This window comes from Streptomyces silaceus (assembly GCF_001419745.1).
Taxonomy (GTDB): Bacteria; Actinomycetota; Actinomycetes; order Streptomycetales; family Streptomycetaceae; genus Streptomyces; species Streptomyces silaceus.
The window spans coordinates 1-11,149 of record NZ_LIRJ01000384.1; the positions used below are offsets into that span (position 1 = coordinate 1).

An 11,149-nucleotide genomic window follows, 5' to 3' on the forward strand; every position below is an offset into this window, starting at 1 on the left:
GGGCCATGGGGGTGGTGAGGGTGCTCGTCATGGGGAAGGAGCTCCTGCGGTCGGGAGGAGACGGGTCGGCACAGAGCGGCGGATCACACCGCGGTGCGACGCCGGAGAGCGGCGGGCCCTGCCGCGGAGCGGCACCGGAGCGCGGCGCCGGGCGGCGGGGAGGACAGCGGGTCGTGCGGGACAGGTCGTGCGGGACAACTCATGGGGAACAGGACGTGCGGGACAGGACGTGCGGGACAGGTCATGTGGGACAGCTCATGCGGAGGCAAAGGGCGGACGGCAGGGCCGCCGTGGCCGCGGCCCGGTGTCTCGCACCCCCTGGGCCACGGCGGCCGAGCCGTCCGCGACGAGCACCACTGTCCGCCCGTTTCCCGCGCGGTGGCAGGCCGCGCCTCACCGGGGTGCCGCGTTCCTGGCCCTGACACGGCCCCCCACGGTCGGCGCGCGCCGGGGACAATGGCCCGATGACGGAAAGCACACCGCCCGCGGCTCCGGCGACCGGCACGGAACTGGGCCGTTATCTGCGCGCCCGCCGCGCCCGCGTCACCCCCGCCGAGGCGGGCCTGCCCGCGGGCGCCGGCATCCGCCGCACCCCGGGCCTGCGCCGCGAGGAGCTCGCGACCCTCGCCGGGGTGAGCGTCGACTACTACACGCGCCTGGAGCGCGGCCGCGAGACGAACCCGTCGACCGCCGTCATCGACGCCCTGGCCCGCGCCCTGCGCCTGACGGGCGACGCCCACGACCGCCTGCACGACCTGGCCGAGCTGGCGTCGGGCCGGCTGACCGAGCCGCACCCCACGGCCGACCACACGGTCCGCGAGTCGACCCTGCGCATGCTGGAGGCGCTGGCCCCGCTGCCCGCGTACGTGGTGAGCCGGCACAGCTACATGCTGGCCGCCAACGCCCCCGGCCGGGCCCTGCTCCCCGGCCTGTGGGAGTGGCCCGCCGAGCAGCGCAACGTCACCCGCTACCTCTTCCTGCACCCCGTGGGCCGGGTGCTCTACCAGCCCTGGGAGGAGACGGTCGCGACGTCGGTGGCGCACCTGCGCGCGGTCGGCGGCACCGACACCGACTCGCCCCAGCTGACGAACCTGGTCGGCGAACTCCTCCTGAAGTCACCGGACTTCGCGCGGATCTGGGAGCGGTACGACGTGCGCGAGCGCGGCGGCGGCCTCAAGACGTTCGCCCACCCGAAGGTCGGCACGATGACGCTCACGTACGAGGTGATGACGCTGGCGCGGGCGGGCGGCCAGCGCATGGTGGTCTACCAGGCCAAGCCGGACACCCCGGACGAGAAGGCGATGCTGGCCCTCGCCCCGGGGGACCGGGAGGATCCGGAGGCGGCCCCGGGGACCCCGTAGGACCGCCCCCGGCGCCCGCTCACCCCGAGGAGTCCGCCGGGCAGGAGCTCCCGCTCTTGGGCGTCTCCCCGTACAGCAGGAACCCGTCGACCTTGTCCTGCACGCAGGTGGAGCCGAGGTAACCGGTGTGCCCGTCGCCCTTGTTGTCCAGGACGACGGCCTGCGAGCCGAGGCGCCGCGCGGTCTCCTCCGTCCACCGGTAGGGCGTGGCGGGGTCGCCGCGCGTGCCGACGAGCAGCAGCTTCGGCGTCTTCACGTCGCGTACGTCGTCGCGGATGTAGCTGGTCCCCGCGGGCCGTCCGAAGCAGAGCAGCACGGGCATCAGCATCGACTTGCCGAAGACCGGCGAGGCCTCCTCGAACTCCTCCTGGAGCCTGCCGATCTCCTTCTCCAGGTGGGCGGCGTCGGGCCGGTCGGGGTCGTCGGCGCAGTTGACGGCCATGAGGGCGGCGCTCATGTTGTCGAGCGGCACGTCGCCCCGGACCCCCTGCGCGAGTCCGCCGCTCATCCGGATCAGCGCCCGCGGATCGCCGTCGGCGAGCAGCGCGCCCAGGGCCTGCGAGAGCGCGGGCCAGGCCTGCCTGCTGTAGAGGGCCTGGCTGAGTACGCCGACGACGTCCTGGCCGGTGAACTCCTGGCCGTCCAGGGACTGCAACGGCATCTCGTCCATGTCCTGGACGAGCCTGACCATGCTGTGCCGGGCCGCGCGCGAGTCCGTGCCGAAGACGCAGCCGGCGTTGCCGGTGCACCAGGCGAGGAAGTTGTCGAGGGCCGTCTGGCGTCCCTCGGCGGTCGCGAGGGACTGTTCGGCGACGGGCTCGGTCAGGGTGTCCACGCCGTCGAGGACCATCCGCCCGACCTTCCGGGGGAACTGGGCGGCGTAGACGGCGCCGAGCCGCGTCCCGTAGGAGAAGCCGAGGAAGTTGAGCTTCTTGTCGCCGAGGGCCTGGCGCATGACGTCCAGGTCGCGGGAGACGTTCACGGTCCCCATGTGCGGCAGGACGGGCCCGGACGTGGCCGCGCACTCCTTGGCGACCCTGCGCAGCTCGTCCAGGACGGCGGCCGGGTCGTCGGAGTCCCCGGCGGCCGGGCCGTCCGTGGGGTCGGCGTTCTGCTCGGCGTCGCCGCAGCTGACGGGCTCGCTCAGGCCGACCCCGCGCGGGTCGAAGGAGACGACGTCGTAGCCCTTGCTGAGGAAGCCGAACTCCTTCTGCGACATGGCGAGCGCGGAGACGCCGGGCCCGCCGGGACCGCCGAAGTTCAGCAGCAGCGAGCCCCGTGGCTTGCCGCTCGCGCTGGACTTCATCCGGATCATCGCGACGTCGACGGTCCCGGCCGCGGGGTCCGCGTAGTCGAGCGGGACGGTCACCTTCCCGCACCGCACGTCCTTGGCGTTCCCCGTGGCCTCGGCCTCGGCCTCGGTGTCGTCCTCGCAGGCGGCCCACTTGATCTTCTGTGTGTAGAACCGCGACAGATCGGGCCGGCCGCTCCCGCCGTCGGCGGCCGAGGCCAGCCCCGGCACTCCCGCTCCCACGACGACCAGCACGGTCACGCCGGCGACTGCACAGGCTCCGCGCACGGCAACCTCCCAGGGTGTGCCCCTCGCTCACCCTAAGGGCGCAACGGACCCCCCGCCCGTCCAGACCCGTGACGCCCCGCGCACCCCGGTCACCCTCCGCGCACGCCCCGCCTCAGCGCAGGCCGCCGTTCACGGGGATGATCTGCCCGGTGACGTACGCCGCGTCCCGGCCCGCCAGGAAGGCCACGACCCCGGCGATGTCGGCTCCCTCGCCCAGGCGCCGCAGCGGTGTCACGGCCGCGAGAGCCTGCCGGGACCGCTCGTCGTGCAGGCCGCGGAGCATGTCGGTGTCCACGGTGCCGGGGGCGATGGCGTTGACCGTGATGCCGCGCGGGCCGAACTCCTGCGCGGCCGTCGTGGTGAACCGCTCCAGGGCGGCCTTGCTGCCGGCGTACACGGCGGCGCCCGGAGCGGACATGGCCGCCGCGATGCTGGAGATGTTGATGACGCGGCCGCCGTCCCGCAGGACGTCCAGGGCGTGCTGCATGACGAAGAACGGCGCCCTGGCGTTCACGGCCATGAGCCGGTCGTAGTGGCCGGGCGTGGCCTTGGCGATGTCGAGCTGCTCGGGGTCGGCGGCGTTGTTGACGACGACGTCCAGGCCGTGCAGCAGGGTGTCCGCCGTCTCGACGAGCCGCCGGACCTGGTCGAGGTCGGCGAGATCGGCCTGAACGGCGTGGGCCGTCCCGCCTCCGCCGATGACCTCCGCCGCGCACGTCTCGGCCGCGACGGCGTCACGGTGGTATCCGAACACCACCGCCGCTCCCTCGGCGGCCAGGCGCTGGACCACGGCCCTGCCGATGCCGCGGGAGCCGCCGGTGACCAGGGCCGTCCGGCCGTTCAGGGTTCCCATGCTTCAGTCTCTCCGTGTGGGGATGAGGGATGTGGGGACGAGGGGTGCGCCTTCCTGCTCCACGAGGTCGGGCAGGAGGCCGATCTGCTCGTGGAGGAAGACGTTCTCGCCGATGTGGCTGCTCATGCTCCGCAGCCGGTGGACGCGCCGGAGCAGCGCCGCGCGCCCCACTGGTCCGCGGTCGGGGAGCGTGGGCCCGTACCCGGAGACGAAGGCCTCCCACAGGGACGCGTAGTCGAGGTTCTCCGGTCCGTGGTGGGCGCTGCTCCGGGCGACCGCCACCGAGGTCGACAGCGCCTCCGCGAGGGCGCCGACGTCGAGCTCGGGCCCGCCGCGGCCCACCTCGGCGCTGATCAGGACGTGCGCGGTGAGGTCGCGGGGGTCCACCACGACGACCCCGGGGGACAGCGTGCCCAGAGCGATGCCGTGCGCCCCGGCCGCCGCCTCCTCGGCCCACCGGACGAGGTGCGCCCACCGGTGCGCGCCGACGCGCCGGGCCAGCCGGTCCGACAGCGCGTCGGGCCTGCGGCCGAGCCAGTCGGTCAGTCCGCCGAGCCAGGCCGCGGTCCGGTGGAGCCCGGCCGGCACCGGGCGCTCGTGCAGGGCCCGGACCGCCGCGCCGACCCGGCGGGCGACGTCGGCGTACTGCTTCGGCACCGCGGCGCCGGCCAGCATGTGCCAGCCGATGCTGACGCTGTCGGGCACTTCGTAGACCAGGTCGCGCTGCCCCGTCTCCCGGGGCACGGCGAAGCGGACGGTGCTCTCGGCGGAGAGGTCCGCGAAGAGCCGGAGCACGGGGGGCGGCGGCAGGTCCGTCGCCTTGACGGTGGTCTCGCCCGGGATCCGGCGCCATTGGAAGTCGTGCGGGCCACGGCGTACGACGCGGGTCGTCGATGCGCGCGTGCCGTAGGAGACGACGGCGGGCTCGTCCGTTGCGGGTGACACCTGGGGCCCTTTCGGTGAGGGCTCCGGGGCCCCTGAAGGGGCCCCGGAGCTGCGTTTCCCCGACTCAGCAGTCGAAGATCAGCGTGGTGGTGGTGATGACCGGCGTCGCGGTCGTGATGGAGGCCGTGGTCTCCGGGCCCTCCGTGCCGGCCACCTGGGCGACCTGGTCGCCGTCGGTGTAGACGCGGTAGCCGCTGACCAGGGACTCGGCGGGGTTCTCGATCTTCATGGTTGTCTCCTTCTTCTCGGTTTCTCGGATTTCTCCGGGTTCTCGGATTTCTCCGGTTCCTCCGTCCCGCGCCGGCCGTGACCGGCGTCGGCGGGCGGAGAGTCATGGGGCGACAGGCGGGCTGTCGCTGTTCCGGTACGGCTGCTCGGGGTCGGCGCCCGCCGCGCGCAGGGCGCGGGCGACCGACCTCGCGAGCGGGGTGCCGTCCAGGGAGTGCTCGATGAGGCCGTCCGCGTAGGCGCGGGCCCGGTGCTGGCCGAAGCTGAGGCGCCGGACCGCCCCGGCGTCCGGGTGCGGTTCCCAGGCGATCGCGACACCGGGTCCGATCCGGCGGGCGAAGGGCGAGACCGAGGGCGCGATGCCGTCGCCCGCGGGGCCCGCGGCCGTATCGGCCAGCGCGCGCAGAGCGGTCTCGGTCCGGCCGCCGAGGTAGACGACCATCGCGTCCTTGCGCGGATACCGGTCCGGGTGCGCGAGCACCTTGGCCTGGTAGGGGACGCCCAGGTCCTCCAGGCGGCGCAGTGCCGTGCCCCAGACGGCGCTCGCCGCCTGCGGGCGGGCGATGTGCAGGTAGACCCGCAGGACGGGCGAGGCGTGACCGCTCGGCTGCCGCGTGCCAAGGACGGCCAGGAAGCCCGGTGAGAGCGCCGGCCGGCACGGGGGGAGCTCGACGGTGACGGCGTCGCCGTCCGCCGCTCGGGTGACGGCGCCGCCGTCCGCCGCTCGGGTGACGGCGCCGCCGTCCGCCGCTTCCGCACCGGGTCCGGTACGGACGAGCGCGCGGGGGACCGTCACCCGTACCCCCTGCAGCACGACGGTCGTCTCGTCGCCGCCCGCCTGGTCGGCGCCGGGCGCCGACCGGGCCGGCACGCGGCACACGGTGTGCGGAACCGCCGCCTTGAGGTCCGCCACGAAGGCGGGGTCGGACAGGTCACGGGGGTGCGGTGTCGTTTCGGCCGCGCCCTGGTGAAGCGTGCGGTAGAGGTGGTCGGCGAGGCGTTCGCGCAGTGCGCGGAGGCTGTCGGCGCGGATCTCGGTGCCCGCGACGCACGCCGTGAGGTCGTGCGCCCGCACGGTGGCCACCTCGGCGATCTCGGCGAGTCCGGCGATCCCGGCCGACCCAGCGGTCCCGGCCAGCTCGGCGGTCCCGGTCGGTTCGGAAGTCATACGGCCCCCATCCCGAGGACGGCCACGAAGGCGGCCGGGGTCACCAGGGCGGTGCGGCCCACTCCCGCCGCGGCGCGGTGCACCGGGGAGAGGTCGGAGCGGAAGGCCGCCGCGGCCATCACCCGGTCGAAGAGGTGCCATCCGGCGAAGGCGACCGCGCGCACCGCCAGTCCGTCGTCGGGCGCGGACCGCACGGAGCGGTAGCCCTCGGCGAACGCGGTGAGTGTGGGCCGGGCCTCCTCCAGCCTGCGTACGCCCCTGGTCATGATCTCGTCGTGCGCCCGGCCCTCGCCCCCCGTGCCGCCGTCGCCCTGCGGGAACTCCTCGTCCGCGATGCCCACGATGCTGCGGAACAGGAACTCGCCGACGACCGCCCCGACGTCCCTGGCCCCGTCGCCCCGCCGGAACTCCTCCCAGTCGGAGAGGAGCAATTCATCCCCCTCCACGAGAATCTGATCGAGCCTCAGATCCGCGTGTATCGGAACTGCCGGAGCGTGTTTCTCGTCTTCCCTGAGACGCTGCACGGATTCCGCCATCACGGCGTCCCCTTGGACGATGCGCCAAAGGGCGATGAGTCCTGCGCTGCTCTCCAGATACTGCCCCATCGACAAGGAGGTGAGGATCCGGCGGTCGGGCATCGGCAATGGCTCGCGCGGGACCTTTTCGGAGGGTACGCGCAGCGAATGAAGTTCACCGATCGCCTGCCCCAGCCTGCGGGCGAGTTCGGGCCCGAATGCGCCGTCGGCGACCGCGTCGGCTGCCGTCCGGCAGCCTTTCAGCCAATGCGTGACGTGAATTCCACGGCTCGCGTCGCTCGCCAGCGGAGTGGGCCACCGCAGGTGCCGCAACTGCAGCTCCCCGCCCAGTTGTTCGAAGCGTCCGGCCCGCTCCAGGCCCGCACCGGCCCGGCCCGCGACCCGTATGCGCTTGGCGAAAACATCGGTCCCACCGGTCGTCGTGCCGGCCACGTTCTGGTTCCGGCCGGGGAAGGTCACCACGGTGTCCGGCAGGAACTCCCCGTACCCCGCCCGACGAATGAACTCTGCTATCTCCGCATCCGGCATACCTCGACTCTGCCGGTCGACGAGATGCCGGAACAAGCATTTTGAAGATCTTCGAAAAGCGTTTACCCCGGGGATATGAGTCAGGTCGTACGATGCGTTCAGCCACGCGCAACGGGGGCGCACGGCACGAACGGGGGCAAGAAATGAACACCTATTCAAGGCTGGAGCTGGGAAGCCTTTCCGAGCTGCGCATCCATGTCGTTCCGCACCCAGGGGCGAGTCTGCTCTCGCTCGTCGCGGACACGTTCGGGCAGCGGCGGCACGCCGTTCCCGACCCGGCGCGCCGAGCGGTCCGCCTCGGCGCGCCCGCACACGCCGAGGCGACGCTCCGGCCGCTCTTCGCGCCCGAGCATCCGGCCATACCCGACTGTCTGACGCCGACGGGCACGATGACCCACGAAGCCGCGGACCACCATCTGGAACAGCTGCGGGACTTATCGACCGACACGCTTCTCGCGGACCTGGAGGCGGACTTCGGCGGCGCCGTCCCCCCGCAGTGGCGTCACGTGATCGAGCGGCCGAAGCGCTGGATCCAGGCCTACGCCCAGGTCATGCAGCGCACGTGGCAGACCGTGGAACCGGTGTGGACGGCGGCCGGCAGCGCACTGCGGCGGGAGGCCGAGCGGGTGGGCGGCTCCGTGGCGTTCGGCCGCCCCGAGCTGGCGCTGTCCGCCCTGAGCCCGCGCTACCGCCTCGACGGCACGGTGCTGCGACTGCCGGACAAGCACCCCGAGGACTTCGACCTCCTCGGACGCCGGCTGGTCCTCGTGCCGGTCGCCTCCGGCAGCGACGCGTCGCTGTTCGCCTTCGACCGGGCGGACACCGCCTGGGTGGGCTACCCGCTGCCCGGCCTCGACGCGCTCTGGTCCGGCCGGCTGCCGCGGCCCCCGGCGCCCCGCCGGGACCCGGCGCGGCTCATCCTGGGCGACGCGAGGGCCGCCATCCTTCGCGCGACGAGCGCGGCCACCCACATGGGGAACCTGTCGTCGGCCCTGGGCTACGCGCCCGGCACGGTGTCCCACCACTGCGCGCGGCTGGAGGACGTCGGCCTCATCCACCGGCGCCGGCAGGGACAGCACGTGGTGGTCCGCCGTACTCAACTGGGCAGCGAACTGCTCGACCTGCTGACCCACTAGCCCCTCGGAAGGAGCGCCGCCTAGTCCCTCTCCAGGATGGCGGTGACGCCCTGCCCGCCGGCCGCGCAGAGGGAGATCAGCCCGCGTCCGGGCCGCCCGCGCTCGGCGAGCAGCCCGGCGAGGGTGGCCACGATGCGCGCGCCGGTGGCGGCGAAGGGATGGCCGGTGGCGAGCGAGGACCCGGCGACGTTGAGCCGCTCGCGGTCCACCGTCCCGAGTCCCCGCTTCTCCCAGGCGGCGAGCGTGGCGAGGACCTGTGAGGCGAAGGCCTCGTGCACCTCGACGAAGTCGAAGTCCGCGAGGCCGAGCCCGGCCTTCTCCAGCATCCGGGGCACGGCGTACGCGGGGGCCATCAGCAACCCGTCCTCGCCGTCGGCGACGTCCCCGTGGACGAAGTCCACGGCGGCGGTCTCGCAGGCGGTGAGGTACGCGAGCGGCGCGAGGTCCCGCGCGGCGGCCCACTCCTCGCTGGCGAGCAGCGCGACGGCGGCGCCGTCGGTCAGCGGCGTGGAGTTGCCCGCGGTCATGGTGGCACCACCCGCCTCGACCCCGAACACCGGCTTCAACCGGGCCAGTTGCTCGACGGACGACCCGGGCCGCAGGTTCTGGTCCCGCTCCAGCCCCCGGAACGGCACGACGAGACCGTCCAGGACCCCCCGCTCGTACGCGGCCGCGAGGCGCTGGTGACTGCGGGCGGCGAGTTCGTCCTGCGCCTCGCGCGTGATGCCCCACGCGCGTGCGGTCACGGCGGCGTGCTCGCCCATCGAAAGGCCGGTGCGGGGCTCGGCGTTGCGCGGGATGTCCGGTACGAGATGCCCCGGCCGCACCCGCGTCAGGGCCCGCACCCGCCCGCCGACCGAACGGGCCCGCCGCGCGGCGAGCAGCACCTTCCGCAGCTCGTCGTTGACCCCGAGCGGCGCGTCGCTGGCGGTGTCGGCCCCGCCGGCGATCCCGGACTCGATCTGCCCGAGCATGACCTTGTTGGCGACGGAGATCACGGCCTGGAGCCCGGTGCCGCAGGCCTGTTGAAGATCGTAGGCAGGGGTACGGGAGTCGAGACCGGAGCCGAGCACGACCTCGCGGGCGAGATTGAAGTCCCGGCTGTGCTTGAGCACCGCGCCCGCGGCGAACTCCCCCACGTCTCCGGCCCCTTGGAGCCCGAACCGCTCGACGACCCCGTCGAGGGCGGCGGTGAGCATGTCCTGGTTCGAGGCGGTCGCGTACGGCCCGTCGGAACGGGCGAAAGGAATGCGGCTGCCACCGATGACGGCGACGCGGCGAACAGAGGGAAGACTCATGTCTCGACCAGCTCCTGACCCTTGAGTAACCTTACTCAGAAGTAAATTTACGACCGAGCTGGGAGTTGGACAATGGCCGACCGCTACCTGACCTTCACCGGCACCGCGCCCGGCCGCTTCCTCACCCGCCGCCTGGGCCTGCCCCAGCCGACGGCGCTGCGCCGCTGGTCGCCCGAGCACCCCACCCTGGGCGGGGAGTCGGCACTCCTCACCGCGGGAGAGTCCCCCCACACGGCGGACCTCCTGACGCTCCTCACCTCGGCGGGCCACGCCCCCACCACCACAACGCCCGCGCGCCCCACGGCAGTTGTCCTGGACGCCACGGCGGTGACGACGGTCGACGGCCTGCGCGAGGTCCACGCGGCGCTGCACCCGGTGGTGCGGACGGTGGCGGACAACGGCCGCGTCCTGGTCCTGGGCACGCCCCCCGACCCCGCCGACCATCACCAGGCGGCGGCGCAGCAGGCCCTCGAAGGCTTCATACGTTCCCTCGCCAAGGAACTCGGCCGCGGCCGCACGGCCTCCCTCGTCCGGGTTTCCGGCCCGATCGGCACCGCCGAGTCGACCCTGCGCTTCCTCCTCTCCCCCAAGTCCGCCTACGTCACCGGCCAGGTGATCGAGACCGGCCCGGCGGAGTCCGTGGCGGCGCCGGCCGACTGGGACCGTCCCCTCGCGGGGCGCGCCGCCCTGGTGACGGGCGCGGCGCGGGGCATCGGCGAGGCGGTGGCGGAGGTCCTCGTGCGCGACGGCGCGCGGGTGACGCTGCTGGACGTGCCCGGCGCGCGCGAGGACCTGGCCCGCGTGGCGGACCGCCTCGGCGGGACGGCGCTCCCCCTCGACATCACGGCGCCGGACGCGGGCGAGCGGATCGCGGCGGCGCTGCCCGACGGGCTCGACGTCCTCGTCCACAACGCGGGCATCACGCGGGACCGCAAGCTGGCCAACATGCCCGCCGAGCGCTGGAGTTCGGTCCTCGACGTCAACCTCGCGGCGGTCCTCTCGACCACGGACGACCTCCTGAAGGCGGGCACGGTCCGCCCCGGCGGCCGGATCGTCGCGACGGCGTCGATCGCCGGCATCGCGGGGAACGCGGGCCAGACGAACTACGCGGCGAGCAAGGCGGGGATCGTGGGGCTGGTCCGTGCGCTCGGGCCGCGTGCGCTGGCGGAGCACGGGGTGACGGTGAACGCGGTGGCGCCCGGCTTCATCGAGACGAAGATGACGGCGGCGGTACCTCTCTTCATCCGCGAGGCGGGCCGGCGCATGAACTCCCTGGCGCAGGGGGGACTTCCGGTGGACGTCGCGGAGACGACGTCGTGGCTCGCGCAGGGTGGCGTGAACGCCCAGACGATCCGGGTCTGCGGCCAAAGCCTCCTGGGCGCGTAGACCGACCCGTCGCGCCCGGGTAACGCCCCTCGGTCTTACCCCCACCCGCACCGACCCCGACGCCCCCTTGATCCCGCCCCGGCACCATCCGCCTGCACCGGGGCTGGAGCCACACCCATCGCCACCCGGCA

Annotated in this window: 10 protein-coding genes; 3 read left to right on the forward strand and 7 right to left on the reverse strand. The window is 73.8% G+C overall.

Annotated features, from left to right (window positions below):
- The first annotated feature begins 464 nt into the window (after positions 1-464).
- Positions 465-1,361, forward strand: coding sequence for a helix-turn-helix transcriptional regulator (locus AOK22_RS30755; protein WP_055701999.1), 897 nt, complete (start codon positions 465-467; stop codon positions 1,359-1,361).
- A gap of 19 nt (positions 1,362-1,380) precedes the next feature.
- Here the strand turns inward: AOK22_RS30755 and AOK22_RS30760 are convergent, their stop codons facing one another.
- The 6 genes from AOK22_RS30760 to lxmK all read right to left on the reverse strand — a co-directional run bounded on the left by AOK22_RS30760 (position 1,381) and on the right by lxmK (position 7,198).
- The gene (locus AOK22_RS30760; protein ID WP_244165175.1) at positions 1,381-2,913 is read right to left on the reverse strand and encodes an alpha/beta hydrolase; all 1,533 of its coding nucleotides are present in this window, start codon (positions 2,911-2,913) and stop codon (positions 1,381-1,383) included.
- 139 nt (positions 2,914-3,052) lie between these two features.
- Positions 3,053-3,793, reverse strand: coding sequence for an SDR family NAD(P)-dependent oxidoreductase (locus AOK22_RS30765; protein ID WP_055702001.1), 741 nt, complete (start codon positions 3,791-3,793; stop codon positions 3,053-3,055).
- 3 nt (positions 3,794-3,796) lie between these two features.
- Entirely contained in the window at positions 3,797-4,738 is a 942-nt protein-coding gene (locus AOK22_RS30770; protein WP_055702002.1) for a hypothetical protein, read from the reverse strand.
- Between the two features lie 64 nt (positions 4,739-4,802).
- Positions 4,803-4,967, reverse strand: coding sequence for a hypothetical protein (locus tag AOK22_RS41595; protein ID WP_157872325.1), 165 nt, complete (start codon positions 4,965-4,967; stop codon positions 4,803-4,805).
- Between the two features lie 102 nt (positions 4,968-5,069).
- On the reverse strand, positions 5,070-6,134 hold the full coding sequence (locus AOK22_RS30775; protein ID WP_055702003.1) for a T3SS effector HopA1 family protein: 1,065 nt from the start codon (positions 6,132-6,134) through the stop codon (positions 5,070-5,072).
- Positions 6,131-7,198 (reverse strand): class V lanthionine synthetase subunit LxmK, encoded by a 1,068-nt coding sequence (gene lxmK / locus AOK22_RS42270; protein WP_055702004.1) that lies wholly within the window; start codon positions 7,196-7,198, stop codon positions 6,131-6,133. The genes AOK22_RS30775 and lxmK overlap by 4 nt, the downstream gene beginning before the upstream one ends.
- Before the next feature lie 143 nt (positions 7,199-7,341).
- On the opposite strand from lxmK, the gene AOK22_RS30785 reads away from it, so the two are divergent.
- Positions 7,342-8,334 (forward strand): ArsR/SmtB family transcription factor, encoded by a 993-nt coding sequence (locus tag AOK22_RS30785; protein WP_055702005.1) that lies wholly within the window; start codon positions 7,342-7,344, stop codon positions 8,332-8,334.
- A 20-nt stretch (positions 8,335-8,354) separates the two neighbouring features.
- On the opposite strand, the gene AOK22_RS30790 is transcribed toward AOK22_RS30785, so the two are convergent.
- Positions 8,355-9,632 (reverse strand): acetyl-CoA C-acetyltransferase, encoded by a 1,278-nt coding sequence (locus AOK22_RS30790; protein WP_055702006.1) that lies wholly within the window; start codon positions 9,630-9,632, stop codon positions 8,355-8,357.
- Between the two features lie 72 nt (positions 9,633-9,704).
- Here AOK22_RS30790 and AOK22_RS30795 point away from each other — a divergent pair, with 72 nt between their 5' ends.
- Positions 9,705-11,018, forward strand: coding sequence for a 3-oxoacyl-ACP reductase (locus tag AOK22_RS30795; protein ID WP_055702007.1), 1,314 nt, complete (start codon positions 9,705-9,707; stop codon positions 11,016-11,018).
- Positions 11,019-11,149: the final 131 nt, after the last annotated feature.

Excerpts from the sequence above, each read along its gene's own strand:
- AOK22_RS30755 (WP_055701999.1), top strand. The coding sequence starts at position 465 with ATGACGGAAAGCACACCGCCCGCGGCTCCGGCGACCGGCACGGAACTG.
- AOK22_RS30765 (WP_055702001.1), bottom strand. The coding sequence starts at position 3,793 with ATGGGAACCCTGAACGGCCGGACGGCCCTGGTCACCGGCGGCTCCCGC.
- AOK22_RS41595 (WP_157872325.1), bottom strand. The coding sequence starts at position 4,967 with ATGAAGATCGAGAACCCCGCCGAGTCCCTGGTCAGCGGCTACCGCGTC.
- AOK22_RS30775 (WP_055702003.1), bottom strand. The coding sequence starts at position 6,134 with ATGACTTCCGAACCGACCGGGACCGCCGAGCTGGCCGGGACCGCTGGG.
- lxmK (WP_055702004.1), bottom strand. The coding sequence starts at position 7,198 with ATGCCGGATGCGGAGATAGCAGAGTTCATTCGTCGGGCGGGGTACGGG.
- AOK22_RS30785 (WP_055702005.1), top strand. The coding sequence starts at position 7,342 with ATGAACACCTATTCAAGGCTGGAGCTGGGAAGCCTTTCCGAGCTGCGC.
- AOK22_RS30790 (WP_055702006.1), bottom strand. The coding sequence starts at position 9,632 with ATGAGTCTTCCCTCTGTTCGCCGCGTCGCCGTCATCGGTGGCAGCCGC.
- AOK22_RS30795 (WP_055702007.1), top strand. The coding sequence starts at position 9,705 with ATGGCCGACCGCTACCTGACCTTCACCGGCACCGCGCCCGGCCGCTTC.